This window comes from Nodosilinea sp. E11 (genome assembly GCF_032813545.1).
In the GTDB taxonomy this organism is placed as follows: Bacteria; Cyanobacteriota; Cyanobacteriia; order Phormidesmidales; family Phormidesmidaceae; genus Nodosilinea.
In genome coordinates this window covers 16,561-43,238 of sequence record NZ_CP136516.1, presented here as the reverse complement: position 1 = coordinate 43,238, position 26,678 = coordinate 16,561, and the positions used below count along the sequence as shown (strand labels likewise).

At 49.9% G+C, this 26,678-nt stretch carries 25 protein-coding genes and 2 pseudogenes; 11 read left to right on the top strand and 16 right to left on the bottom strand.

Annotated elements, in window-relative coordinates:
* Window positions 1-1,026 precede the first annotated feature (1,026 nt).
* The 6 genes and pseudogenes from RRF56_RS02405 to RRF56_RS02380 form a co-directional block, all read right to left on the bottom strand.
* Entirely contained in the window at window positions 1,027-1,980 is a 954-nt protein-coding gene (locus RRF56_RS02405; RefSeq protein ID WP_317033794.1) for a hypothetical protein, read from the bottom strand.
* 1 nt (window position 1,981) lies between these two features.
* The gene (locus RRF56_RS02400; RefSeq protein WP_317033793.1) at window positions 1,982-2,713 is read right to left on the bottom strand and encodes a hypothetical protein; all 732 of its coding nucleotides are present in this window, start codon (window positions 2,711-2,713) and stop codon (window positions 1,982-1,984) included.
* Window positions 2,714-2,754: 41 nt separating this feature from the next.
* On the bottom strand, window positions 2,755-2,934 hold the full coding sequence (locus RRF56_RS02395; protein WP_317033792.1) for a hypothetical protein: 180 nt from the start codon (window positions 2,932-2,934) through the stop codon (window positions 2,755-2,757).
* Window positions 2,935-3,666: 732 nt separating this feature from the next.
* Entirely contained in the window at window positions 3,667-4,101 is a 435-nt protein-coding gene (locus RRF56_RS02390; RefSeq protein WP_317033791.1) for a hypothetical protein, read from the bottom strand.
* Between the two features lie 617 nt (window positions 4,102-4,718).
* Window positions 4,719-5,203, bottom strand: a pseudogene (locus RRF56_RS02385) (ISAzo13-like element transposase-related protein).
* Window positions 5,204-5,470: 267 nt separating this feature from the next.
* Entirely contained in the window at window positions 5,471-5,659 is a 189-nt protein-coding gene (locus RRF56_RS02380; RefSeq protein ID WP_317033789.1) for a hypothetical protein, read from the bottom strand.
* 386 nt (window positions 5,660-6,045) lie between these two features.
* Between RRF56_RS02380 and RRF56_RS02375 the strand changes: the two genes are divergently transcribed.
* From RRF56_RS02375 to RRF56_RS02365, 3 genes are read left to right on the top strand one after another with little or no spacing between them, the layout of a single operon-like run.
* Complete coding sequence (locus tag RRF56_RS02375; protein WP_317033788.1) at window positions 6,046-8,619, top strand: NB-ARC domain-containing protein; 2,574 nt, start codon at window positions 6,046-6,048, stop codon at window positions 8,617-8,619.
* Window positions 8,616-9,755 (top strand): hypothetical protein, encoded by a 1,140-nt coding sequence (locus RRF56_RS02370; RefSeq protein WP_317033787.1) that lies wholly within the window; start codon window positions 8,616-8,618, stop codon window positions 9,753-9,755. The genes RRF56_RS02375 and RRF56_RS02370 overlap by 4 nt, the downstream gene beginning before the upstream one ends.
* A gap of 34 nt (window positions 9,756-9,789) precedes the next feature.
* A complete protein-coding gene (locus tag RRF56_RS02365) occupies window positions 9,790-11,061 on the top strand; it encodes an MFS transporter (protein ID WP_317033786.1) in 1,272 nt (423 codons plus the stop codon).
* Between the two features lie 268 nt (window positions 11,062-11,329).
* Here RRF56_RS02365 and RRF56_RS02360 read toward each other — a convergent pair whose 3' ends face one another.
* From RRF56_RS02360 to RRF56_RS02330, 7 genes are all read right to left on the bottom strand, one after another.
* On the bottom strand, window positions 11,330-12,517 hold the full coding sequence (locus tag RRF56_RS02360) for a transposase (protein ID WP_317033785.1): 1,188 nt from the start codon (window positions 12,515-12,517) through the stop codon (window positions 11,330-11,332).
* 833 nt (window positions 12,518-13,350) lie between these two features.
* Complete coding sequence (locus tag RRF56_RS02355) at window positions 13,351-14,478, bottom strand: peptidoglycan DD-metalloendopeptidase family protein (protein ID WP_317033784.1); 1,128 nt, start codon at window positions 14,476-14,478, stop codon at window positions 13,351-13,353.
* Window positions 14,462-14,884, bottom strand: a complete 423-nt coding sequence (locus tag RRF56_RS02350) for a hypothetical protein (protein ID WP_317033783.1) — start codon at window positions 14,882-14,884, stop codon at window positions 14,462-14,464. The genes RRF56_RS02355 and RRF56_RS02350 overlap by 17 nt, the downstream gene beginning before the upstream one ends.
* A 2-nt stretch (window positions 14,885-14,886) precedes the next feature.
* Entirely contained in the window at window positions 14,887-15,435 is a 549-nt protein-coding gene (locus RRF56_RS02345) for a hypothetical protein (RefSeq protein WP_317033782.1), read from the bottom strand.
* On the bottom strand, window positions 15,435-16,703 hold the full coding sequence (locus tag RRF56_RS02340) for a hypothetical protein (protein WP_317033781.1): 1,269 nt from the start codon (window positions 16,701-16,703) through the stop codon (window positions 15,435-15,437). Before RRF56_RS02340 ends, RRF56_RS02345 begins: the two co-directional genes overlap by 1 nt.
* On the bottom strand, window positions 16,687-17,349 hold the full coding sequence (locus RRF56_RS02335) for a hypothetical protein (protein ID WP_073611166.1): 663 nt from the start codon (window positions 17,347-17,349) through the stop codon (window positions 16,687-16,689). Before RRF56_RS02335 ends, RRF56_RS02340 begins: the two co-directional genes overlap by 17 nt.
* 63 nt (window positions 17,350-17,412) lie before the next feature.
* The gene (locus RRF56_RS02330) at window positions 17,413-17,931 is read right to left on the bottom strand and encodes a hypothetical protein (RefSeq protein ID WP_317033780.1); all 519 of its coding nucleotides are present in this window, start codon (window positions 17,929-17,931) and stop codon (window positions 17,413-17,415) included.
* Window positions 17,932-18,122: 191 nt separating this feature from the next.
* Between RRF56_RS02330 and RRF56_RS02325 the strand changes: the two genes are divergently transcribed.
* The 7 genes from RRF56_RS02325 to RRF56_RS02295 all read left to right on the top strand — a co-directional run bounded on the left by RRF56_RS02325 (window position 18,123) and on the right by RRF56_RS02295 (window position 23,609).
* Window positions 18,123-18,299 carry a ribbon-helix-helix domain-containing protein gene (locus RRF56_RS02325; protein ID WP_317033779.1) on the top strand — a complete coding sequence of 59 codons (177 nt, stop codon included), beginning with the start codon at window positions 18,123-18,125 and terminating at the stop codon, window positions 18,297-18,299.
* Window positions 18,296-18,574: a hypothetical protein gene (locus RRF56_RS02320; RefSeq protein WP_317033778.1), complete on the top strand. Its 279-nt coding sequence runs from the start codon at window positions 18,296-18,298 to the stop codon at window positions 18,572-18,574. The genes RRF56_RS02325 and RRF56_RS02320 overlap by 4 nt, the downstream gene beginning before the upstream one ends.
* 110 nt (window positions 18,575-18,684) lie before the next feature.
* Window positions 18,685-18,879, top strand: coding sequence for a hypothetical protein (locus tag RRF56_RS02315; RefSeq protein WP_317033777.1), 195 nt, complete (start codon window positions 18,685-18,687; stop codon window positions 18,877-18,879).
* Between the two features lie 558 nt (window positions 18,880-19,437).
* Window positions 19,438-19,605, top strand: a complete 168-nt coding sequence (locus tag RRF56_RS02310) for a hypothetical protein (protein ID WP_317033776.1) — start codon at window positions 19,438-19,440, stop codon at window positions 19,603-19,605.
* A complete protein-coding gene (locus RRF56_RS02305; protein WP_317033808.1) occupies window positions 19,602-22,877 on the top strand; it encodes a hypothetical protein in 3,276 nt (1,091 codons plus the stop codon). The genes RRF56_RS02310 and RRF56_RS02305 overlap by 4 nt, the downstream gene beginning before the upstream one ends.
* A 115-nt stretch (window positions 22,878-22,992) precedes the next feature.
* On the top strand, window positions 22,993-23,196 hold the full coding sequence (locus RRF56_RS02300) for a hypothetical protein (RefSeq protein ID WP_317033807.1): 204 nt from the start codon (window positions 22,993-22,995) through the stop codon (window positions 23,194-23,196).
* Between the two features lie 233 nt (window positions 23,197-23,429).
* Window positions 23,430-23,609: a hypothetical protein gene (locus tag RRF56_RS02295; protein WP_317033806.1), complete on the top strand. Its 180-nt coding sequence runs from the start codon at window positions 23,430-23,432 to the stop codon at window positions 23,607-23,609.
* A gap of 141 nt (window positions 23,610-23,750) precedes the next feature.
* Here the strand turns inward: RRF56_RS02295 and RRF56_RS02290 are convergent, their stop codons facing one another.
* The gene (locus tag RRF56_RS02290) at window positions 23,751-24,047 is read right to left on the bottom strand and encodes a hypothetical protein (RefSeq protein WP_317033805.1); all 297 of its coding nucleotides are present in this window, start codon (window positions 24,045-24,047) and stop codon (window positions 23,751-23,753) included.
* Window positions 24,040-24,630: a ParA family protein gene (locus tag RRF56_RS02285; protein ID WP_317033804.1), complete on the bottom strand. Its 591-nt coding sequence runs from the start codon at window positions 24,628-24,630 to the stop codon at window positions 24,040-24,042. The genes RRF56_RS02290 and RRF56_RS02285 overlap by 8 nt, the downstream gene beginning before the upstream one ends.
* Before the next feature lie 462 nt (window positions 24,631-25,092).
* Between RRF56_RS02285 and RRF56_RS02280 the strand changes: the two are divergent.
* Window positions 25,093-25,227, top strand: a pseudogene (locus tag RRF56_RS02280) (thermonuclease family protein); the annotation flags it as partial.
* A gap of 746 nt (window positions 25,228-25,973) precedes the next feature.
* Here RRF56_RS02280 and RRF56_RS26285 read toward each other — a convergent pair.
* On the bottom strand, window positions 25,974-26,204 hold the full coding sequence (locus tag RRF56_RS26285) for an NfeD family protein (RefSeq protein WP_410510486.1): 231 nt from the start codon (window positions 26,202-26,204) through the stop codon (window positions 25,974-25,976).
* Between the last annotated feature and the right edge of the window lie 474 nt (window positions 26,205-26,678).

Here is a 26,678-nt window from a genome sequence, read left to right as displayed (position 1 = left end):
TGTTGGCCAGATCCAAGAAGCCCATCGGCTGCTGCATCAGGCGATGCAGCCCCCCCAGCGCTCTCATCAGGCCGAGATGGAACTCTGATGCGAAGCTTGTCCCCGCCAAGGTTCAAAACGGAAACGGCGTTACCGATTCCTGCCTGTCTGTCTGGCCCCTTCTTTCCCTTAAAACGTGGTTCCAATCGGGTGATCCAAATCAGGCGGGATTAGCGGCTTAAATGGATTCACGGTCAAAGGCCAGGCTGGAATCGGAGCTTATGCATCTTAAGCAAATATGCTCTGTGACAGTGGCCAGCTTAAGTGGCCTAAATGTGGCCTATGTTGGCTTGTGCCAGTTCCCCAAAGTCCTGATAGCTTCGTTCAGTCTTCTCTCTACCTTGAACTCTAGCTAAGGGGCTGAAATCAAGACTAGGCAAGAGGTTGAGCCTTAGTCTCGGCAATGGAGGGGTTGCGGCGCGGGCAACTAGCCTAAGTCACTATGAGGCGGATTGGGGGTTACTCTCAAGTTCCAGAGTCTTATCTAGTGACTGCAAATATGCCTGGTGCGCAAGAGACCTAGAGGGTATTATTGGGCGTTGGTAAGTCGAAAGATGAATGTCATTGCCCATCGAGGCAGAAGCTAACGCCCATAAGGGTTTCTGTGCAGTAGATATGTAAAATCATCTTTATCATTTACCAATGCCTATTATTACAAAATCGTATGAACTTCGGCACCTAAATCGCATGAACTTCGGCAGGTCATGTCAACTCCATCAGTGGATCCCGATACACTGCGCTCGACCGCGAGCCAGGGATAGGAAATCTGAGATGGGACAACACCGCCAAGGAGAGCAACTGCCGATGGTGAAATTTCGAGAGATAATCCAAGTTCCCAAGGTCCGAGTCCGTCGATAGTCTGGAGTCGCTGGGTAGAGTCATAACGGCCTCAGTTTTGGTCTGGTTGGTTTTGGCTTTTTGGGTAGTGCTGAGGTCTTCAACGCTGAGTTCGTCGAGTTCATCCAGCAGCTTCTGAAACCTCTTAGATCAAAAGTTTTTACTGATAAGGTTTACTTGCATCACATCCATCCACATAACGAGTCCACGCCATTTCCCAAATGGCTCGTAGTAAGCTTGAATTTCAGGGTCTGATGCTTTAATTCCATTATTAAGCTGCACTCTAAATACTTCTCGGCAGGCTGTATCAATTCCAATTCGCTCAAACCGTCCAAGAAGCTTAAGCATACTACCTGCTGCATAGTCACCAAATCCCTTTAATGACTTAACCTTATAGTACAGGTTCTCACTCATCATTTCATCAACCCACGTCTCAACATCTAATGTTCCTTCATGAATGGCAGTAGCTAATTGATGTAAATAGGCACTTCTGTACCCGGCACGGATTTGCTCCGTTAATTCGTCTAGGGTGAACCTAGCGATTTGTTGAGCTGTAGGAAAGCAATATTTACCTGAATTATCAGAAGTTCCTAATTTAACTAGACGATGACACATCTGGACAGTAACATTCCAAGTAGTGTTAGTAGTGAGTAGTGTCTTCACTAAGTTTTCCCATACCGTTGGGGCAACTAGGAGGCGTCCAGCTCCTATCGTTGATATCCAGCGATATCTTTCTTTTCCTTGTAAAAAATTGTAGAAATCTTTTAAGTCTTGATCCAGATTAAAACATCGACAAATAATGCTCGTAACCTCGCCATGCTGTTGATGAGTTAATGGCTTATCAAGCCCTAAAATTGTGATTTTCAAGGTATTATCTGCCTGTTCCTGGCGAATCAGCAGATTGACAACGTTGCCATCATTCAAGCATTCTAATCGCTCAAGAGTACGATTAGATTCGTTGTAGTAGAACGGTGGAAGTTCACACCAACCGTGGCTTAAAACTGTTGGTGCGAATTGAAAATCGTTTGGCATGGACATTTTGATTGTTTGCATCTGTACTAATCCTGCTTCAAATCCATTTGCACTTCCACCGATAGTGAACACTCTACAATTCAGCTACCTCAGTTCGTCGTCGCAAGATATAAAGTTGACCATGTCGATCAAAAATAAATGGTGCTTCGTATTCAGGTCGATAGCGAGACTTGAAAGCTTTAAGTGCTGCAGGATACATCCAATCTGGAACAGAATAACGACAAATTTTATAAGTGGGAAACTTGTCTAGTGAGCGGTTGCACTCCACATTGATCACATCTAAGTCTGGATGAACCAATCGTTTAGCCCAATCCCAGTAGATTCGAGGAGTATTCAATGTGATTAGCCCATTAAGGTTTGTCGGCAAATGAGCTACTCCACGTGGAATAATTAGTCGCTTACTAGAGTCTGGTTGGCAAGATACCTCTAAATAATTGTGAAGTGTAGGCGAACCATCTCGACAATCCACCATTCTCACAACTATTGGAGAGTCATCAGCTTTAGAGATAAAGGTGAGCTGATCATCCGTAGCCAAGTGAATTCCCCAAACACTATATTCACCAGGCTTGCTGGGAGTACGAATAACATTCGTAGAAATCTGTCCGCCTACGAGAATACCCGAAGCTGAACCCGTTTGAACGTAAATATTCTCAACCCACTGTACCCCTCGTATTTGAGTATACTTCTGAACGATTCGCTCTTTCATAACGATTCCTTCTTCTAAGTTAAGTGAAACAAGCCTTAGAGCTGCTACTCTAAAAGCTTGACTAGGTAGGGTAAAACTGTCCAAGTTAAGTAAGGTCAAGCCTTAGAGCTGCTACTCCAAAAGCTTGACCAATGTATCAACTAGACGCGATCCAGGGTATAACCACGCTTCTGAGCATCATTTTGCAGGCTCTTGAACTCCTTGTCTGTGAGTTCCTGATCTGCTAGACGGGCTAGCAGATCAGTAGCCACGCTTTGCGCAATACCACCGATACCGGCCATTGCCACAAAACGCGAAATGGTACGAAACAGAAAGTCCATGTTGTCTCCTTATAGGAATTATTGATTTGTGTTGAAAGTCATTCTTCCTGAATTGAGAACATAATTCGTTTGATGAATTTGAGTGTGCTGATACATTTCAATCCATCAAACTTCTGACATTTATAGGCGGACCACGAGCCAACTGGAACAACCTGTCTGATTGCAACTGCATAGTGATATTTTGTTTCAAGAGAATCTTTGATTTTCAAAGTATATATAGCTACTCAACAACTTGTTGCTCCTATTTTAAGGATTCTAAAATTGCAACAGTTGTAATTACACATAGCGTCAATACCGTCAAGGGCACTATACAAATTGAAGAAAACTGAACGAGGATGCTCATGATGTGAAAAGACTGAAGAGATGCTGCAACAACACAGGAACTACAAAGCCCTACAAGAAACAGGAAAAAAAATTTCGTAGCATTGAAAGCAATTATCAAATTCGAACTGTATAGCTCTGACTCATATGGTTTTAAGGGTAAATTTTGACAAAAAGCCTGGCTTTTGTTACGTTCCTCAAAGCTGTATTCAACTTGTTTCTGTGTCTTATTGTCCTGATCTTTGTTAGCCAACATAATCTTATTTCCTTTTTAAAAAACAAAGGCAGGTGTATGAAGTTAACTTCATCTCACCTGCCGGAAGTGGATTTCCACCCTCAACGTAGAGCTACAATATTCAATCTAAAATCTTATTTTTCTATCTCTAATACGAGACTAGAAATTTGATGAACCTAATTCCATTCAGGTAGCAAAGCTGGATTTACAGAGAAACGATAGCAGTTCTGAATACCTAAATCTACTATAATCTCTCCTTTTCTACTTCTTTTAATTGACTTTCTACTTTTAATCGGAAAACTACCATAGCCAGATCCTGGTGAGCGCCAAGTTGCAAGTAATGAGGCTTTAATTCGCAAAATCACTTCTTTTGCCCCAGAGGGAGACAAAGCAACTAAAAATTCTTCTGATAACGGAGAAATTTCATTAGGTCTTAGAAAAAAACACTCATCTTCCCATCCCCTCAAAGTAACTTTTATTTGTCTAAGTTGACTATCATTACTGGCTAATTCACTAGAAATGATTAACTCCCCATTTCCACTGCCTCGCCAAGTATTGCTCAAAATGGCATAGATACGTAGCAGCACAGACACCGGCTCAAGTTCGGACATAGCTTATACCTCAAGGAAAAGCTCTCATGATTCACAGCCCTTAAAGTTCACATAAAGAAAATGGAAAAATCTGAAAACCTTCAGAATTTCTGATTAAACAGTGCATAAACTATCTGAGCATCAAAGAATAAGCTCGTACATGTGATTGCTTTAAAGCTTACAAGAACCCAAAAAAAATGTCAATAATCACATATAATTCACAAACCGGCTTCTTTTTTTCACAAAAATGGCTGATTTCATAAGCCTAGACATTCTGTGTCCAACAGCTCCATGCAGCTGTGTCTTCGGTTTCTTGCCATGTCAAAGCCTTTGAAAGAGAGGCGCTATCGACAGATTTTGTATCGAAGGCTACTGTTTCGGTAGCGCTTCTGGCAAGTTATGCCACTGATCTTGGCTTCTCAATTATTGCTCTGAAGGCGAAAAGTAAGGAGGGACGAAAGGTAGCTGTGAAAATAAAGCTTCTCAAGCCTGCTACCTTAACGGGTGATAAAGGAACTCAAGTCACGCAGTACAGAGCTTTGAGACTAGTCGCTGGCAGGTCGCTAGCGGCAAGGTCACCCACAGGGGCACTTGGGCTATCAGATGAGTAGGGAATGAGAATTTAATAACTTCCAAAATTAGGTGGGTTGAGGCTGTGCGATGTAGTTCCATTGCTGTAGGTACTCGTTAAAGCGAATGGGCATCTCCTGCTTGAACTCGTCAGTCGCGGTTTGCCCCTTTTGATAGACTTTGTCAATGATGGTGGTGACAACGGTTAACCCGGTTTTGGTGGCTGCTTTGGCCATGACGTCTCGCACCGTCTCCAGGGCGTCAAAAATGATGCCTCGGCAGCCCCATGACACCTGGGGAAACGGCTGATGTTCAATCGGCTTATACTTGGAGGTGTAGGGCAGATAGTGGGCGAGGCGAATCTCGATACCCAAGGCCGTAGCGAGAACGTGCAGGTCTTGCTTAAAAATAGAGTAGCGAGCACTATTGCTGCCCCACAATCGCACAACAGTAATAAGGCCGTGGCGCGGGGATACTGCTGCCGCCCATGGTGAGTCCACCAGTGATGCACCGAATCACAGGCAAACTCGGAGGTATCGCGGCTGGTACCAATCTGGAGAAAGCCCTGATTCTGGGTAAGGTCAGGCAGCTTAAATTACCTGTCCACTTTCTTGAGTCAAGATCAGGTCACGGGTGGTGCCAATTGAAGGACATTCACCTTCAGCAGGGGGAGGTGCCCTGCTGGCACACCGTTAAGATCCATAAAGGCGAGTAGTATGGCCCGGTGCATGTGGCTTTTGGCCGCAACGACGTCAATGTTGAGTTTTGGGCCATCGTCAGTGATGAACCGACCAGCCTGCACACCTTCGAGGAATACGACTTACGGTCTGATATCAAGGAGGCATTTCTCGACGACCAATCCAACGGTTGGAAACTCCAGAAATCGGAGATTCCAACTGTCTGCGCCCTCTCCCGGTTCTGATTCCTCTTGGCGATCGCCACCCTGTATGCCACCGCCCAAGGGGTCGAGGTAGTCGCGGCTGGCAAACGTCACTGGTTTGACCCCCATTAGTTTCACGGCAATAGCTATTTTCGCATTAGGTGTGATTGGGTGAAAGCAGCCTTAGAGCACGGGTGGCAACTCATTCGTCAGGTCCGTTTCATCCATAACCGCGATCTTGAACCCGCTATGGCGTCTCGGAAACAGCATGACCAACGCACCTATCGAATCGAGTTCAAAATACACACGTACTGCTATGCCGCTGATTAGTTTTGTCAGTCAACCAGGTCAGGCAGTCAGCCATGAGCCTATTTCTTTAGCCTAAAAGGCTGCCTGAGGGACGGTTACAGGGAAATTCACATATAGTATTTATGTGAGCTATACTAATTACTGGCAGTTTTGTGAATCACATTTTAGCCAGTTTTGTGATTTTTGAGCATGCTTAGGAGAGCATCATGAACCTTACAGAAATATCTAAGAGCAAGGGCCTTACCAAAACTGAGAAAGAGGTGCTCGAATTACTTTGGGAAGATAAGAAAGATGCAGAGATAGCTGAGATTAGGCGCACGACGGAGATTAACGTCAGGCGACAAGTTAGTAATATTGCTAATAAATTTGGTATTGAGGCCAAAACTAAAAGAAAAACGGACAGACGTGCTCAACTTCTTGATTTGAAAAACATCTACTTGAAAAATGATTCTACTATTGAAGAAAAGCCACAAGTAATCCCTTCTGAGAAAGTAGTGGAAAAGACATTAAGTTTTTTTAGAAGGGGGATACCTACTACACAAGGATGGATAGATAGAAGTCGAAAAAAACAACTTAAGAGGCTCGAAGAACTTGTTCTTAGATCCAATATAAAAGTAATTGTTGTCACTGGAATTCCTGGTGTAGGGAAATCAGCATACGTAAGTCATTTCGTACAAAAAACCTTGCAAGACAAATCAAGGTTTGAAGGATATCTATGGAAGATTTTAGAATCTCGCTCTGAAGGTGTAAATGCATGTGAATTATTAACTGAATCCTTGTCTAAAGAACTATTAAATGATGCAGTTGATTCACAAGGAATAAAGCAAATAAACAGAAACTCCTTAAACTATCTTCTAGATCACTTAATTAAGCATCCTACATTTTTGGTGCTGGACAATGTTGAAAATATGATCGAGGAGTCTCAGCCGAATTTAGGTAGATTCATTGATACAAACTACTCAAATTTCTTTAGAAAATTCTCGGAGTTAGAGCATTGCAGCAAGATTGTATTAATAAGCCGAGTTGAGATAAAAGATATTCCGTTTGGGCTCTTTGAGGAGATTAACTTAAAGGAAGGCTTAAGAGAATCTGAAACAATTGCACTTTTAGAGTCTCTTCTAGCTGAAGATAAGGAACACAAAGAGTCACTACATACAGAGCTTTTGCCTGCATCAAAGTTACTGTACTCAGCTACTAAAGGTCATCCTCTTTCTATTCGTTTACTAGCAGGAGTGATAGCTCATAAGCATCAGCCCATTAAGGCATTCCTAAGTGATTTACTAAATCTTGGAATTGGCGACTCAATTTTGGAAATGTCCGAAAAAGACATTGAAAACCGCCTTTCTAGTATTTTTGGATTGATTAATGATGGTGAAAAAACTATTTTACAAAGACTATCTTTGCGCGCAACTCAGATATTTCCAGTCACTCATAGTCAAATGAAAACTATGATGGATTCTATGCGGGATGATTTGAAAGAAGGAATTATCTTATCCCTTAGAAGCAAAAACCTTATCAGTTTCTATACTGTCAATGATCAAATCTTTTATGAGATACATCCGTTCATTGAACAGGAAGCTAGACGTTCTTTAAAGGTCAATGAAGAAAAATATCGTGAGGAAAGTTCAAAAGCTTGCTTGTACTTTATTTCATTATGGAAAGCTACCAATGAGCTGGAGCTTTATATCAAAGCTTTTTTCTATGCATGTCAAGCACAGGCTGAGAAAGAAGCAGTCGATATCTTAACCGACCTACTTCCAAAACTAGAGAGATTGAATAAGCTATCTCAAATTGATTACATTGTCACTGAACTTGAGAAGAACTTTGGTGACCTAAACAAATTTAGCAATAAGGGTTTCAATCTTAACCGAGCAATATCTATTTACTACTATTCCCAAGGAGTTAATTACCCTGTTATCAAACAACTTCAGCTTTGGAACTTAGAAAAACTTTCTCATAAGTCCCATGAAGATAAAGAACACGAAGCACAGACCATTTTTACAATTGGTTGTATAGAACAGCATTTAATAGATTACGAGAATTCATTTAAAAACCTTGTGAAAGCCCTTAATATTTCAAGAAAAAATTTTTATAATGATACTCAATTTAGATCTCTCCAGTATTTAGGACGACTGTGTGAACAGCTAGAGTTATTTAGCGAAGCGCTTCTTTTTTATACAGCTGCACTAGCCCCTCTTGGCAAAGAGAATGCTGACATTATTAAAGAAGGAATAATTTTATACAATCAAGCCCGTCAGTATGCAAAGCTTGAAGATTTTACTAAGGCTAGAGAAGCCTATGAACAGTCCTATAAAGTTGCTAAGAATAATGATGATAAGCGTTACCAACTTTTCTCCACAGTAGGTCTAATTGAATTAGATTTATTGCTGTCGAAAGATTACTCTGGCATTTCTAATATTGGCTCATTATTAGAAGTGTCCAAAAAAGCTAGAGATAAACATGTAGAATGTGTAACATTGATCTGTGTTGGTAAATGTTATCAGAAAGAAAGGAACTATATTCAAGCTTTTGAAAATTTTAACGCCTGCCTAGAGTATGCAAAAAAACAGAAACACTATGAACATGTTTTGGCAGCTAACAAAGCCTTAGAATCACTGTATCTCAACCAAGACATGAAGAATGAAGCAAAGGGGTATCTAATAGAAGCAGAAAAAATTAGATGTAGAATGCTGGAAAGTGGAAAAAATATCAAGTCTCAGCTAATTACTCTTGCTAAAGAAGTTAATAATCAAATCATTTTAAAAGAGAGCAGCAAATGAAGATTTTGATCGTCGCTCATATTGGCGAAACCCTAGGACATCTGGTTCGAGGAATTTCGATTGCTAAGGAATTAGAGAAACGTGGGATTGAAGTTTCATTTGCAGCATCTGACAGAGCTATTTCTCTACTTAAGGAAAACTTTAATCTTCATGTATTGAGCTGGAATTTTTCTCACAATTCTTTCGAGCCCAATAATCCAACATCAGAGACTTTAAAGGCGATTTTATTGTCTAACAAAAACTTATTAGAATTACTAGAAACCCATCGTCCTAATCTAATCATTGGGATGCCTGGTATTTTTACTGCTCAGGTAGCCCTTAAGATAGGAATTCCTCATCTTTCAGTAATGCATGGTCCTTACTTAAGCCCTCTTATTCCTATCAAAGGGTTTACAGAGTCGGAAACGAAAATTATAGAATCAACGCAACAGCTTTTCGTAAGCGGTTGCGTTGATTCTATACGTCGTCATTTAAGCAAGAGCCTTAACTTACCGTACTCAACTTATCAAGAATACTTAGAAACAGAACGTATTTTTGTTCCTCAACCAAATTTGTTCATTCAGCCCGCAGATAATATTCAATTGGTTAATTTTATTAATGCTTCTCTTGGGGAGCCTTTTAGAGGGGAGGAAAGGGATCTTCGTGAGGCTTGTCATATCACTTTCGGGTCAGGAAGCTGTACAGATTTGACCAAAATTGTTCACTTAGCTCGTCAGTTTTTTCCTCGCTTGGTTGTTAGCTGTGGAACTAACAAATTAGAGAAGGTTCCAGATCAAGTAGATGTACAGCCATTTATCAGTAGCTTTTCTTTGGCAGGGCGAGTTCGTGCAGTTATTTCACATGGTGGAATCGGAACTGTAGGAACCTTTGCAGCATCTCAAACACCTCAATTAATCATTCCTACTGACTGTGACCAGGCTAATATGACCATCTACACAAGGCACACAGGCATTGCACATAGTGTAGGGAAATCAGGTTGGGAACAAACACAACAATTAGGTCGTTGCATGCCCCAATTCACTGATGGTGAATTAATAAATTCCCTCGAAAAACTTAGCTTCCAAAGTGAAACAAATTGGAAAAAACTAAGCTCTGGCGCAAGTGAAATTGCAGAAAGTATAGTAGCAAGCTTTTAAAATTCAAATAACCATTTTAAGAGAGAAGTGAGAAATGTCTCTAACTAATAAAAAGTACACTGTTTTAGCCTGGTCATTTTATGATTTTGCTAACTCAAGCTACGCTCTTCTTATAACGGGTGTAGGTTACCAGCTCTATTTCAAAAAAGTTCTATTCGCAGAATATCTTCATTTAGCTGATCTAACTTGGGCTATTTCTATTTCTTTATCTATCATTTTATCAGCCGTTTTATCGCCATTCTTAGGTGTTATTTCTGATGGCTTCTTATCAAGGAAAAGAATTTTTGTTACACTTACCTATGCCACTGTATTGTTGACTTGTTCGTTGGCAATCGTCCCAAACAAATTTCCTTTTCTTAGTATTCTTATCTTCTTTCTAGCAAATTTATCTTATAATTTAGTTCTTTTCGTATACGATTCTTATCTACCTATTATTGCTAAAAGTTCTACAATTGGAAGAATTTCTGGTTTTGCATGGGGATTAGGGTACTTGGGAGGGATAGCAAGCCTCATAATAACATTTTCACTATTTTCGCAGGATCCATCACCTGCTGATTCTCTGGGTTTTAGGATTGGATTTCTAATTACAGGTCTATTTTATTTAGTATTTTCCCTGCCATCCATATTGCTGCTTCCATCGGTGAAGCTCAGTCCCCCCTTTAATTTAATGGATTGGAAAGAGATCACCCAAAACTCTTTCTCAACATTAAATAAAACTCTTCGATCGTGGCATGAATATAAACATATATTCCGATTCATATTAGCCTTTTACTGTATCACTGAAGCGATTATGACCACGATATACTTTACTGCTAATTACCTTTCTACTACATTTGGGTTTAATTCAAAAGAGATATTGATAGCCACTTTGACTATTCAGCTTATTGCTTTTCCCGCAACTTGGCTGAGTGGTTATCTTGCCGATAAGTTGAATTTGAAGAAAGCACTCATTATCTCAACTTTAATGTGGATAGGAATTATCCTGTTGATCGCAAGCAGCAAGAATCTTATATCTCTATATATTGTATTTTTCTTGCTGGGTTTAGTTATAGGATCTACCCAGGCTATAGGTAGGGCAATTTTATCAAATATAACTCCTATGAACAAGCTAGGTGAATTTTTTGGTTTTAGTAGCTTTTCAAGCAAAATTGCAGCTACTATGGGACCACTCGTTTTTGGCTGGATCTCATTCACGACAGATAACCAAAGGCTAGCATGGTTGTCTTTAATACCCTTTTTAGTTCTTGGCTTACTTTTACTTGTAGTAAATAACGATGTGAACGAGGATTATAGTCTCCCCAAATAGGTACTATGAAGAGTTGCTGTAACCAGAGGAAATTAGCCTAAATCCTTATTCAATAGATTGTTTAATATAGAGAGTGTTTTGATTTTTATGTAAGTGCTTTTGAATTCAAACTTTGAAGCGTCCTGGAAATAGGGTAAGTAGGTGGGAGCGATCAAATAGAAGATGAGGGTGGGGGTGGAGGGGATGAAACCCCATGTCTGGGGGCGCAGCCCCCAGACTCCCTTTTTACAATTAATTAAACTTGGCTACCTGACTGCCTGACACATCTTTAGGCGGCCTCCCAGGGTGGTAGCTGACAGTGCAAGGACTGGATTCTAGAGAACCAGATGCGGTCATAGTACCGGGCTTCAGCTTTCTTAGAGGGAAAGCAGGGTTCCGGGTCAACGGTAAATAGGGCGATGGGTTTGAGCAACGAACGCTCTTTGTTGACAACTCCTTTGAGCCAGCGAAGCCCGATTTTGAGATAGCTAATGCCCCGTGTCCAATGGGGGTCAACCTGAGTACGGAGGCCATCAAGTTGAACGGCCATGCCCTGGGTGGTGCCATAAAGGATGGCGATGGCCGCAACGAGGTAGAGGCGTTCGAGGGCCTGGGCTGAGCGGATGCCGGAGGCTTCCAACTGAAAGACCCCGGATTTTGAATCGAGGAAGAGTTCTTCGACCCGAAACCGCAGGGCATATTGCCACAGGGTATTGAGGGATGGCGGCTCATCGGTGATGACGGCCCAGGGCTCCTTGACGCCTTTGACATTGGCCAGAACAAGGTTGCAGCGCCAGCGACCATCCGTCCATAGGCCAACCCCGTCATAGAATCGGGCTTCGCCCTTGGGGGGCCACAGATAGCCCACCTCAAGGGGATGACGGCGGGGGCCATGCACCACCACGTCACTGGGTAACCGCACGCAATAGTGCCAGGTGCTCTGGCTCAGCCAGGCCAGCAGGTCATGGTTGGCAAACCCTCGGTCGGCTAGCAACATCACATCGGGATAGGACTGTAACAGCCGATGGGCTAAGCGTAGCAGCGGGAGATATCGGTCCGTGCTGACGGTGGCACTTGAATGCTCCAAAACCCGCCATAGTAGCGGCACCGCGCGTCCGCAACAGGTTACCGATAGGTGAATCATGCAGTAACGATTCCACAAGACGGTGGTATCGAGCGCCAAGTAGAGTCGCCGCCCTTTCCACTGATGGATGGCGGCCAGCACCAAGGGTACGTACACGCTTTTCACGCGTACTCGTCGATTCCTGATAAAACGCTGCCACCGTCGCTCGGTGCTTTGCGCCTGGCGGGCGCGACTGGGCACATACGATTCCCATTCCGGCAGGCTCAACTTACCGCTGCACACCAGTGCGGTTACCATCCAGGCCAAGGCTTTGAGGTGTCGCAGATCACGGCGATGGCTATATTGACGCAGTAGTGGCAACACTTGATCATAGAGACAGGTGGTGGCTGACATGGTACAGACCCTGAATGACGCAAATTTCAGCGTCTCATGTCACCTCACCCTTTTCCCTCGCGTGACCAGATTTCAAGCCTTTCACCCACTTCTGTCAGGCAGTCAGCTTGGCTACTTAGTGGCTTGTTAAAGTAGGACACTTTCTGTAATGCTTGTTGCACAAAGGCTTCAGGCAACGAAAAGCCAACGAAAAGCGAATGGGTGCGATTCGTGTCGGCGAGGTGCCAGCCCCGATAGCCGGTGCTCCGAACCGAGCACTTTCGCTTCTTAAACTTCAAGTTGGTCGAGGTCAGTCGCCGGATCCCCCGAAAACAGCGGGCTAACTAACGATTGCACCGGACTCCGCGCAGCGGTGTCTGTTCGTGAATTTCAAGTTGATCGCGCGGCGCTGGTGAATGGCCTTAAACTAGCGAAGCTGCTATTTCGGACCAATTACCGCTTACTCCCTGATATGACAAGGGATCTAGGTAGTACACCCCTGGACTCACAAGGGACTGACTTTCATTGAAAACTGAGTAGTAGATGGCCTGTTTTCGTTGTTTTAAGAGGCTGAAACCTCCATTATTCCGTTGAAGGGTTGCCAATACAGCAATTAGTCGTTCTGGCTTGCGCCTAAACTCTGCCCACCAAGCGTTTTAGCGATTTTCGGAGACAGGCTATCGCAATAGCCCCTCTGCCACTGCCCCACGGGCCAAGGCTCCTTTGATGGGTTGTGAGGGATGGGTGGCGGCGGCAATAGCCAACAAAATGCCCCCAGCAATCGCCAGGGGCAGAGGTGAAATTCTATTTACGCTAGACAGCTTACCCCTGCTATCGTCCCCACTGCCAAGGGCCTACTTTTCCAAGTTCTGCTGCCTTAGCCGGTGAAACTTCTCCGCCGCAGTGTCGGCATAGTTCTTGATAGACTCATAGCCCGCCTGGGGTCGCGTATCGTGGGCCAGCTCAGGATTGCCCGAGTACCACTCCGCCGCCACCCGCTTCACCGCCGTATTCATATCGTGTCCCGCCTGAATCTGCCGCTGGAGAGCACTCTCCAGCTTGGCCCCCACGATCTGCTGCTGAATCTCAGGGTTCTGCAAAAACTCTTGGGGCGACACATCGCGGCCCAGCACATCGTAATCCCAGCCGCAGTTGCTCTTGGGCTTGCCGTCCCAGGAGCAATTGAGATTCTGCGGCATCACCTGCCCCAGGCCCAACGCCCCGGTGTCAGGGTTGACGGCGGTGTGGTCACCGCCCGACTCCTTAGCAACGATCGCCTGGTAGAGCGCAATCGTATCCCCCAGTCGCTCATTGGGCTTGCGACCATTCAATGCCCAGACCAAGTAACCCTTCTGCGGAGCCTGAGCTACGCCCCCTTGGATCTGCTCCCAATGCAAGTGAGCGCCCGTGCTGCCTCCGGTGTTACCCGTCTTCGCCACCACTGCCCCGGCTCGGTGCTCACCCCCCTTGCAGTGGGACAGGTGAGCCGCCCTGAAGGTGATCTCAGGGAACGCCGAACTGGTCATATCCGCCACCGTGCCATAGCCCTTGGGGTCGCTCCAGCAGCGCACCGACACCCGATCCCCCGCATAGCCAATGGCATGAACCGACACCCCCTCCGGCGTCGGCAGGTCAATACCCGAGTGCATCCGCATCTCATTGTGGATGGGGTGCATCCGCAGGCCAAAGCCTGAGTTGACGGTGTAGCCCGCGATCACATCACCCTTGCTGATCAGGGCCTTAAAGTCATCGTCGTAGAACCCAGCCACCGCCTCGGCCACAGCGCTGACCTTCCTGAACCTTGCCCCCCAGGATTCATTCGTCTCCTGATCGACCATCACCCAGGTCGAGATAGCGATCGCCCCCACGCAGCCCAGCTTGAGCACCAGCTCGCCCGCCTGCATCGCCGTGCCAATCACGTAGCGCCAGGTGGGGGGCAGCTCCGACCAGTGGGGCTTGTAGTCCTTAACGGTTGAGCTCACTGTGGGTCACCTCCCCCTCCGTCACCGTCATATCGAGGGCCAGGCCGTTGTCTAAGGCCCAGCGGTAGACCCCGTTGCCCAAAGCGCAGGCAGGCTGCCCCAACCACTCCAGGGCGATCGCCTCTGACTCCCCCACCAACGCCCTGCGCAGCTCCGCCTTGGTGGCATCGAGGGCAACTGGGTCAGGGGCCACCGCCACACAGGCTTGTAGACGAGCATCGTTGCCCTGCACCCTAGTCACCAACTGCCACGCCGCAGGCTGATGGGCGTTGAACCACGACCTCACCCCATAGACCGGGTTGTAGAACTGCCCCCGCCCCGGCTGCTTGAGGTCTAAAAACGCGGCCCCGACGAACAACACCGCCAGGGCCAGCAGGTACCGGGTTCTGATTCGCCAGAACAGCATCGCTACTCCCCAACCTTCACCGCGCGGGTGTAGGGACGTGTTTCAATCGGCTGCCCCACCCGCTCTTCCCCGGTCAAAACCTTGTGGGCGCTGCCCGTGATGCTCTGCGTCGGCACCACCAACATCGCCCCAAAGTTAGTCCCCGCCACGACCGGATTCCAGATGTCGCCCCCAGCTTTGACGGCTGAACCTTGCAACACATTCAGCCCCGCCGAGAGTACAAACAGCCCGCCCCACACGCTGATAAAAGCTCCACCCATCGTCTGTAACGGGTGGTTCCGCAAACAGCTTAGGCCGCTGCGAATCACCGGAAAAATGCTCCAGGGATCCGTGCTAGGGGTGATGACAAAGATCGGCTTGCGCTTACCGCTGGTGGCATCAAACCAGCCGCCATCCTGCACGTTAGAGCGCATGGCGTTGCGTGGCGCGAGCTGGACACCGCTGCCCCGCCCCGGTGAGCTGAGCTGAGGCGTGATGTCGATGATTTGCCCGTCGATGATCTCAGGGCCATTGTTGCTGTTAGCGAGTTGATTGTTCTTAGAGCTAGCCATTAGGAATTTTCCTCAATGATGGATTTGATACGGTCAAACAAGTCAGAGCCCTCCTGGTACTTGTGCCCCTGGTAGCCCAACACCTCCTTGATCACCTTGGAGCGGGACATCCCCTGGGCCAAGGCGTTGGTTACCGCGATGATCAGGGGCAGATCTGGCCCCTGGGAGGCCTTTTGAAACTCGGTTCGGCTAATAACCGATTCGGCTGTATCCGTTGCTGTGCCGTGGTTACCGCGAGTTATGCTACCGGTTATCGAGGCCGAACTTAGTTCGGGCACCTCATAGGCCACCATTGGCAGCCATTCCTTGATCTCTGAGTGGTAAAAAACAGCCTGCTTGGGCGAGAACGATTGCTCAAAAATCACCTCATCCTCGATCGGCGGAATGCTGGTGTCGGACTTCCGCAGGCTCTCCAGATGGCTCTGGCTGCTGGGGGTCTGGATGGTGAGTAAATCAAACGTTGCCCGCATCCCACCGCTGACCCCGATATCGCCCACCAGTGACGACTGAGTAATGGCCCACAGCGCCCGGTCGTCCGTCTCCCCTGACGACAGCTCCATCGTGAGCTGCGACTTGAGGAACCCGTCGTACCAGGTCTTGAACGCCGTTTTCATCATCGCCAGCTCGTCGATGATCAGCACCTTGGGCCGCTGGGGCAGCTGCCGCCAGGCAAAGATGAATTTCTGCATCTGCTCGCAGATGTCGTCGATGTCTTCCTTAGATTCCAGAGAATCAGCCATGAAGCCCAGCACGTTGTCAGCCTGCTTCCAGTAGCCATGCTCCTTGGGGTGGTACTTGGGCTGAATCACCCACACCACCGCGCCCTGCTTCACCTGGGCTTGGCGGTAGGCGTGGGCCACCGTGAGCCCTTTGCCGACCCGAGGGTTAGCCGAGATTAAGGTAGGCCGCATACGAGCGGCGAGAATAGCGGCAGGGTTGCCCACCCGAAAGGACTCGGTCGCTCCAGCGAAAGGTACCTGCCCGTTCCAGCTCTGGGGTTCTGGTGCGAACTGGGGGCCTGCGATCGCTACCTTAGGCTGCTCCCCACCCAGCGCCCAGGCCACCCCACAACCGACGGCCACAGCTCCAAAGGCAATCGCCGCAGGCAGATAGGGATAGGTTTTCTCGTAGCGAATCTGAGCCCCATTGGCGAAGGCCTCCAGGTCAGCAGGAGTAAGGTTGCTGGCAGGCCGTTGCAGGCCACAGAACAGCCCCAGAGCAGCGGCTCCAATGGAGCCATAGAGCAGATGGTTAGTCTCTAACTTCATGGGCCTGCACCTCTTCAGACAAAGAGTGTTGTCGGTCGTGGTACTGCACTAGGTTTTCGATCGCCACCACAGCCAAGTTGGTCGGTGGGTCTTGAGGCAGCGCCGCCATCGAGCGGGCCACCTCCACGGCCTCGACTCTGAAGAGCGCCGCATTCGCCTGTCGCCAATCGCGATCGCCCTTGGCGGCGTCCAACATCACCTGGGCATCGCGCTGGTAGCGGTTGAGGGGGCAGATGAGCTGCTGCTGGTAGCAGGGGTCAGTGGGCTTTAGAACGTCCTGCTCCGCCTGCTGGCGGTAGCGATAAGCCTCATTGTTGAGCACCGACCGACCGACGTCGGCCAACACCAAACGGCTGTCTTCGTAGTTGCCCGAGAGCCGGTCTTGGGCCGCAGCCAGTACGTTCTCATAGTTAGGGGCGGGCAGTTCGCTTTGATAGGTGCCCTCGTCCCCGGTACGACCAGACTGCGCAAAGGCGAAGGCAATGCCGGAGAGGGCGGCAACCGCAATGCCACCAGCAGCCCAGTAACGGCGGTTTTGCCACCAGGGAACGGGAGTTAGGTAGATGTTTTGGATAGGCGATGCACCGCCAACGACCTCGCGACGGTATTCGAGGGGGACGGCAGGGGGAGTGAATTTGGCTTCCATGGCGTTATGACCAGAGTTACGGCGTTAACAGGATGAAAACGGCGGTTATCAGGGCTAAAACCCCTAACCAGCAGCAGCGGTATCGGGCGTATCCGCAACGACGCCCAGCTCCTTTCCCACGGTTTGTTGCAGTTGCGCGTGGGTGGCCAGGGCGGTGTTCATCTCGGTAACGGCCATCTCGTGGCCCAACTGGCGACCCGACTCAGCCGCCATCCCTAGCAGAGCGTTTCTGAAACTGGCCTGGTTGCCCTTAAACACCCCCAGCGCCTGGGTGAGCTGCTGCTGTTGTAGATGGCGGCTGAGTTCGCTGTTGACGCCTCGGGTAGCCAACGGCGGTGGCGTGTAGACCGAGAGGCCGCTGCCTAATACATCGACATGCTGCGCAGGCGCAGCAGGTGGTTCGGCAGGGATAAACAGCACAGCGGCAATTTTGTCTTGCTCGACTGGACTGAGCAGCGTGGGTAATCCCTTGCCCTGGGGCGTGCCTGAAATACCCAGGGCGGTCATCTTGCGACCGATTTCGGTGTGGGATACCCCACAGACCTCAGCAAACTTGCGAATCGATAACGGCTGACGTTCCACTTGGTTACACCTCCAGGTGTCAGTTCTAAAGGGCTTGAAATCAATACTTTGGGCGGATGGGTGGAACGGTTGCGTTTCAATACGTTCCACTCGCCTGTTACAGTAATAGCATAATTTTATGCTATTAACATAAGAAAGCGCTTAAGGCATTAGCATAAATGAGTCAAAGCCGAAATGAGGATCTACAATTCATGCAAAATGAACCACCCAGCATGACTAAGCGGCTAACAATATCGGTAGAAGATGACGTCTACGCCATTCTTGAGAAGTGGGCAGACCAAGAGGTGCGCACCGTTGCAAACCTGGCAGCGGCGATCGTGACGCTTGAGGCCCGCAAGCGCCCGGGCTTTGACGGGAGCAACACATGACCACCGGCGACAAAGCCAAACGCGCCACGGTTGCGATCGGCTCCTCGCAGGTCGATGCTTTTCAGATGCCTGATGGCAGCTACTGTATGAGCCAAGCCCAGGTGGCGGAGTGCATCGGCACCACCCCTCAGAACGCATCAAACTTTTTGCGTTCAAAGGCATTCAAAGCCTTGCGGGGTGGGGAAAGCACGGATCAAAGTTTTGAGACAATGAGGTCGAATCTTCGCAGCAGGCCACCGGAGGTACCCGGATCAATGCGGTTCCCCTGGACGTAGTTTGGGCCTTCTGGCTGTATCAGTGCAGCCGGGGCAATAAGCAGGCGTATAACCTACTGGCTGCACTGGGCCTTGAGTCCCTAGAACGCCGATTTGATGCAGCCTTTGGTGTGGAGCGTAGCGAGAGCGATCGCAATGCTCTGCTAACCCAACGTTTACAGGCAGACCTGGCCGCCGCCGTTGATGCCCTGGCGGAGCCAGACCTCAGAACGGAGCGAGAGGCCCGACTAGAGCAGCAATTGCGGGATCTAGGCGCTGAACCGTGGGCATTACCGAACGATCCATCCTCTGGATTGATCCTGTAAACTAGCTCAATCCAGGAGGTGATTTTTATGTGAGTCCGTCTGAGCGAACCCTTTAAAAAGCAAAAACGATAGCTCTCCCGCCAAGAAGTTGCTATCGCCTTGCTCCAGTCCAGAACACGCCATGGGGACGTGACGGGATTCGTTTGTCTAAATCAAATTCCCCTACAGGATAGCTGATACAGATCAGCGACGCAATAGTGCGTCCGTTTTCTTGCGCCCGGAGAACTGAACAAGCTGAATTCCTGGGGTTTTCCATGCTTTTGCTTGCGATCGCCAGTCTTAATACCCTTAGCCCAAAGAACCACCCTGTCCGCAGGGCTAGGTTGGGTTGGTCTGGCCTCCAGAGGCAGAAAGCCCCAGCATTTTTTTCCCAAACCAATGTAAACCCGCGCCACTTCAAGCAGCGGCTTACCTCCAATATCCCTAAGCTAAGCCCCTACCCCCGAACATTCCGGGAACCGAGGCTTGGTTTTCATCCTCCCTGCGCTGGCGGGCAACAGAGAGGAACAGGTGAGCGACCGCTCGGGCTGGCGCGGACTAAGACCCGCAAGTCTAACCATGAGCAACCTTTTCGGTATAAACCAAAGCTTTAAAAATCGAACCCCTTCCAGTTCTATCTCTCATTACTCTGGCCCAGCGTCGTCCCAGGTCGCTGCCCTAGTCAGGCGGCGATCGCGCATCGCCGCTCAGCCGCTAGCCACCCAAGCAGAGGAGGTGGCCCTGTGAGCTTCAAGTCACTCAGGGGCAGCTGCCCCATCTGTGAAGGGGCTCGGCGAGATTGCCGCGAATCCCTGTCCACCGGCTTTGTTTTCTGTCGCCACACCGAGGCCAACCCCGGCGGCCAGTGGCGCTACCTCAAGGACGATGCCCACGGGTTTGGGGTGTGGGCCTGGGGGGAGGGTGAATCAGCCGATCGCCCCCTGCGAGTCACCGTCATCCCCCCCAAAGCCCCGATCGCCACCCTGGATCCAGCGGCCCGCAACAAGGGCTACCGGGCGCTAATAGACTGGGCCGGGCTACAGCCCGAACACCGGGCAGCCCTGGCCCAACGACCCCACATCACCGAGGCAGAGATAGCAAACATTGCTTCCCTGCTGTTTAGCTGGCAAGGCGGGGCCACAGCACCAGAAAATGCGGCAGGGTTACCCGGCATCGTGGCGGGGCAGCTCTGGCCTCGGGTACAAGGTTGGGCGATCGCCATTCCCAACGCCAGCGGTGAGATCATTGGGGCTCAGATCAAAAATCCCCAGGGCGGCTATTTCTGGGCCAGCCATGCCGACCAGTCCCCGGTACAACTACCCAATGGTGAGCTGCCCCTCGGTGTCTACGGTTCACCAGCGGCGGGCGTGGTCAACCTGGGCGAGGGGTTTTTTAAGCCTGCACTATCAGCAGCCCGCCACGGCGGGGTCTGGATTGGGGCAGCGGGTGGCCATTGGGCATCAAGCCCCCAGCAACTCAGGGCGGCGCTCGATGCCCTGGGTTGCCAGCAAGTGGTGCTCAATGCCGACAGCGGGGCGATCGCTAACCCCCATGTGATGGGAGCCTACAGCCGCCTGGCGGCGCTGCTGGAGTCCTGGAGCATTCCCCTATCGGTGCGCTGGTGGGGACAGTGGGAGAAAGCGCACGGCGACGTAGACGAAATCACCCCAGCACAGTACCAGGCGGCGATACTGTTCCCCTGGGACGAATTTCAAGCCCTGGCCACCCCCGCTAAGATCAAGCGGCAACGCGCCAAAGACATCAAAGTCTTGCGGCGGCAACAGACCGTTGCGCGGGCGATCGCCATTCTCAACCAGCCCCTGCCCCAGGCCCACCGCGAAACCTCCGGCGGCTTCCTGCCCGAGCTACCCCCGCTGCCCCCCGGCATCGACGGGTACGCCATCGACGCCGGCCTAGGAGCGGGCAAAACCACCGCCATCGGGCACGACATCGTGGCACCGACTCGGGCAGCGGGCGGCTTCACCATTGAGCTAGAGCCCCGTAACTCCCTAGGGCAGCAAGCGGCTGAAAAGCACGAGCTGGTCCACATTCATGAATTTGCCACCGACAAAGACAGTAACCAGGCCCTCGGCGCAATGGCCCGAGATAAGGGCGGCCTGGTGCTGTGCCCCAACTCCCTCCCACGGGCGGGCCAGCACATCCCCCAGAGCACTGTTGTTGTCGTCGATGAGGTCATGGCCACCCTAACCGAGGCCTGCACCGGGGGTACCCTCAAGGGGCGCTACGCCGACACTATGGGGCAACTCATTAACCAGATGCGGGGCTCTAAGGAGCTGCACATTGCAGAATCTGGCTTAGACCAACCCACTCTAGATTTTGTTGAGCGGGTATCCGGTAAGCGCCTGGCCGTCATTCGCCACCAGGGGGCGATCGCCCCCTGGGATGTGCACTTGGCCACCGGCGGTAGCCCCGACCAGATGTTTGGCCAGATGATGGCCCAGCTTAGACGGGGTGAGCGGGTGTGGTTGGTTTCCACCTCCCTCGACGAGGCAACGGCCTGGGCACTCTGGGCCAAAGACAACGGCATTGAGGGAATGCTGATCACCGGAGAGACTAACGAGGCGGGGGCCTTTGATCCCTTTTTCAGTGACCCCGACTCCGAGCTAGAACGGCAACAGGTGCAGCTGCTCATCACCACCCAATCCGCTCAAACCGGTCTATCCATTGAGCGCTACTGGTTCGATGCCATCTACGGTTACGCCCCCGGTTTCCCGGTAGAGGTGATTTATCAAATGCTGGGCCGCTACCGGCGACCCTGCCCTCGCTATGTGTGGGTGCCTGCCTTTATCACCCCCAGCCGGTGGGAAAAGCCCCAAAAGGCCAGCGCTCTGGCTGAGATTAACCATGAGCTGAGTCAATGGGCGGCTCACGGGTTTGCACCAGCTTCCACTTGCCCAGAGCAAGCCGCGATCGACGACTATCTAGCGGCGCGGTGGGAACGGGCCTGGGCTCAAAAAGTCATCCCCGGCCAGGCCTTGACTCTCATGCTAGAGCGGGCCGGTCATACCGTTATCCCGTGGGAATTAGCCCCCGATGAGGTCACCCAAGCCATCCGCGCCACCTACCGGGAAACCCTGGCCCAGCAGCGGGCTCAGTTCCATGCGGGCCTGGCCATTGATCCCACACTACACACCCCCGAGTGGGCCAAGGCCAAGCGCGACGATGCCGAGGCGACCTACCGCGATCGCGGCATCCTGCGCAAACTCAGCACCCTGGAGAAATTCCCCGGCATCGACTGGGATAACTCAGAAATCTGGTATCAGGCCTGGTTTGCCCCCCGGCATTACGAAAACGGCGAACAGACCCACGGCCCCATCGGCCCCGGCGCTGCTCTCTGGGCAGAGTGTGGTGCTGCTGACATCCTCCAGGGCAAAGCAGCCGATGAGGTGGCGGTTATCCTAGCCCAGCGCCTGCGCTCAATTAGCCTACTCCCCGACTACGGAGCCAAGCTGGCGATTCTGGCCCCGATGCGGCCCCTGTGTGAGCAGATCCTAGCCAGCGGTCACACCTCACCAGGATGTCCTCTCATCCGACGGCTCGGGGCGATGGCGCGGGCCGTCGGTGACGACCTCTACCGCTACCTACGGATCGTCGCTACCGACGACCACAGCGACCAGGCGGTTGCCCATAAAATTCTGCGCAAGTTTGGCCTGACCTTGACCCGCTCAACCTATCGCAAGGTGGGTCGCAAGCGGCAATGGTCCTACACCGTCACTGCTCCGCCGCTGTGGCAAGCGCTGGTCGAGGCCAGGGCCACAGCGCTGGACGCTTTGCAGACCAAGGCATCTAGCCGCGTTACAGATTTGTTAGAGGAACAATTTAACAAATCTGTAACCGCCCCCCCAGACCAATTGGGAGTTTCTCCGGATATTCTTGACCTCGCTGACCTAATTACAGCGGCCAGGCAAGCAGGGGCTACTGCTTTCCACCAGCTGCGGCAGGCAATTAAGCCGGTTTACGCCGACCTTTGGCAGGCTGCACTGGCCATAGCCGCCTGATCTCCAGTGATAGCAGCTTGAGCGGTGGGTCTGTGCGATCGCTGGGGGATGGGTGTAGCCAGAAACTGGGTTACTCTGACTGACTATCGTGTCGGTCAAATTATCCCCCTGTGCTATGAATCAGAGAAGACTTACGGGGCCGCTATGGCTACTAAACAAAATTGCTCGAAACTATGTGCCGGAGTTGGTGGGCCTGGAGGCGATCGCCTACTGCGAGAAAATGGTGGGACTACTTGACCTCGATGATATCCAGCAGGACCATGACATCGCTATTCAGGCTACACAGGCTAAATTTGCCAAGCATTTTCCCATGGCATGAGTCATGAAGGGGGGCGATAGTAACGGTGCAAAGGTTTCGGGACAAAACCAAAAAATTGAGAGAGGAACCCAGTGATTAGAATCTCAGTTAAGCCAAAGAGTCAGGAAAAGAGCGCAATAGAAATACTTGGGAGCGCGATCGTCACCCTTGATGTCCACTCCGTTGATGGGCATGGCTTGCCACTGATTGAGTCAACTGATGCTGCCCTGAAGGGGGCCATCTCATTCAAGGTTTTGACGATTCCCCACGACAAGTATGGGCACATTGTTGACCCAGATCGGCACAGTGGGGCTACCCTGCTGCACTGCATTCAGGGTTGGAATGAATTTGGTGCCTACGTGGTGATTGTCGAGGCAGGCCAGGAGTTTATTCTCACAAAAGAAGATGATTTACCTGTTGGGGCGATTCCTTGAACTGGATTGTCCCAATCGGCCCTGGATAGTGAGCTGCTCTAGTCCAGTTCCACCACTCCTGCCCCAAGCATTTCCCCATAGCCCAGGGCTTCACCATTCACTCAATTACTTACTCAACAACTCACTCAATCACTCAAGTTCCTACTCAACTGAATCCTCAAGTGCCCACTCAAGTAAGCTCCGAACCAGCTCAGTCTTGGGCTTTCGCAGCTTGCGGGCCTTTGCGGCCAGCAAATCATTGAGGCTGATCGGGATGTCCACATTCAGCCGAACAGTCGGTTCCTTGGCCGCTGGCTCCAGATCAGCCCAGGGCGAGGCTGAGGTCTGAGGCTGAGGGGTTGGCGCTTTAGCCTTCGGTGGAGGAGCCGCTACCGTAGGCTCTTCCTCAGCCGGTTGCTTCTTGGCAGCACTAAAAATGTCATCCCACTTTTCAGCCATTACCCAACTCCTTCCAGACTTCTTCCCAGTCGCGCCAGGCCACCCCACCACCAGGCGCTTGCTTCACCACCACCCCAGCATCAGCCGCCTTGATATATGCCTTATAGCGACGGATAGGGCGATCAAAGACAGGTAGCCCATGGCGCTGCAATGCTGCGATCGCATCAGCTCCATCCGTCTGGGGGGCCGGTGGCGACAGCGTAACCAGACAGCGATAGTTAGTTCCCTTCGGCAGCTCTGTGGCAATCTGCACCAGGGCCGATAGGCTCAGGGGGTCAGGGGTCGTCGGCAGGATGAGAATATCGGCCCCTTGCGCGATCGCCTTGACGTCGTCGGCAGCGGGCCGGGCCGGGGTATCAATGACGGTGTGCTTATACTGACCACTCATCAACCGCTTGGGGGCTTCTGAGTCGCTACAAACATCAAAGGGCAACAACCCCTTACGCGCCCAGAGAGTGGCGCTGCGGTTGGGATCTGAATCAATCAATAGGGTCTTAGCATCGTTGCTGAGCAGGGTGGCCAGACAGATAGCACTGGTCGTCTTGCCCACACCGCCCTTGTACTGGGTGAGGCTAATAATCATGGCTTTCTACCCGTGAGTACCGCAAGGATAGGCTACCCGCTCAACTACTGCAACACTTACTCAATCACTTGAGTAAGTACTTACTCAAGTGATTACTCACTTACTCAAGCATTCTTTATTTAGATCAGGCGTCTCTTTCTGGGGGAGGGATGCGATCGCCCGAGGTCAGTCTTTTGCGATCGCAACTTACCGGGTCAATTAAGGCACTCTTAAGGAAATAGACCAAGTAGGTAGCACCATCTGTCTAGACGCTGGCAACTGCTCTCACCTCTGGCCCTGGCTACCTTAGCGGCCTGCTCCACCGCCGTCGAGGTGCCCCAGGCCACCGGCACCGGCGCAGTTGCCACCACAATAGCTAACGTCAGTTTTCCCTCTGTCACAGTCGTTTCTGTGGGCGATGGCGACACGATAAGGATTAACTCTCCCAGAAACTCAACGATTTAGTTTAGAGAGGCCGACCGCGATCGCTATGGGCGCACGATCGTCGAGGTCTACGCCAATGGCCAGAACGTTAACCTCCAGATGGTTCAGGAGGGCTACGCCGTGGTCTATACCCAATTCCTCCGCAGCTGCCCTGAGACAGGTAGCGCCCTCTAGGCTGGCATGCCCTGAGATTTTCGCTGGAATAATTGTTCTAGCTGAGGGTGGGGCGGTAGTGCGATCGCGGGCTGGGGCGATCGCCTATCTGAATTTACCGAGAGAATTCAATCGCTTCTAGAACAGATTTCGCCCGCTTGAAAGGTGATTGATTATTTTACTTTCTGACCCTAGAGGGTAATACCATATCCCTCATACTATCGTTAGTATAGAGATGGCTCATAATTCACTCTTCAAGTGTCAGTGTTTATTTAATAAACATGCTGTAACCACTTGAAAATGGAGGCGTACTAGACAACAATGTAGCAACTGCTGGGGTTTGCCAACAGAGCAAAAAAAGTGAGCAGTACGGTAGAGTACGGCCCACTTGGACTACTGCGTGATCGTTGACTGACACCCCTTGAATACGCATGCCCTAGCAGCTACCTATTCAGTACTGATCATATGACCTATGGAGTGTCATCTCGGAGATGCACCTGTATAAAATTGTAAGACAAATCCATATCTACATGAGGTAAAGCATGGCGTTTTGACGTCAAAAAAGTAATTTTTCTTAATGCCCATGTCAGCCAACAGTGTTTTTTAATACACTTTTTAGTAAAACAAAACCTGTGGATCCATAGAGATGCCACAGGTTTTGTTTTATTTAAAATTTGAGCAAGACGGTGGTGCTCTTGGCATAAGTCAGAATTCCAAAATAAGAAGGCTAACTAGCACGGCGGTGCTCTTGGCATAGGTAATTCCCTTTAGCTATAAGGCTCAACCAATAATGTGATTCCAGAAGTCCCAGTAACTAGGACAAATTTGTCTTTCTCGATTGTCAGGTTACGAGTGGATTGAGCAGGCCACACAGACCCTTGATAGCAAACTCTACCTCCACCGATAGGTTCTATAGACACATCGACTTTTGCTAGACTTAGCCGATTAAAAGGATATAACTCATTACCTAAATATCCTTTATCTAAATTACTAACCATTTCAAAACCCCCTCTTATTGACCGCTCTACATAACAATGATTCTGTTGCATTTGATGTGACTTACCACATCAGATTACTTATGTCACCTTTTTGAATAATTTTTCATAGACAAATGAAGCCGATCAAGATTTTGCAAATCTCAACCGGCTATCATTTACTTTAATTGGACGTAACTATGATCAAACTTTTCCAAAGTCTGCTCATTAGTCTAGAGAAAATTGGCCAACAAGAGAATGAAGATATTGCTCTTGTGACTATTTACTCTATGTTTCTGAGTTTCGTGCTGACGCTTCTTGCCTTGATCATTATGATTTAAGCAAATATCTCGTTTCGTGGATAAAAAGAGAAGGAAGTCTAGTGATTTTTCTTATAGTCTTCCTTCTCTTTATTCAACCCACAACGATACACTCTAAGTTACTCGTCCAGAAGACCTTTAGTTATTCTTTCACCTCCCGCTATCCCAGCAGAAATTG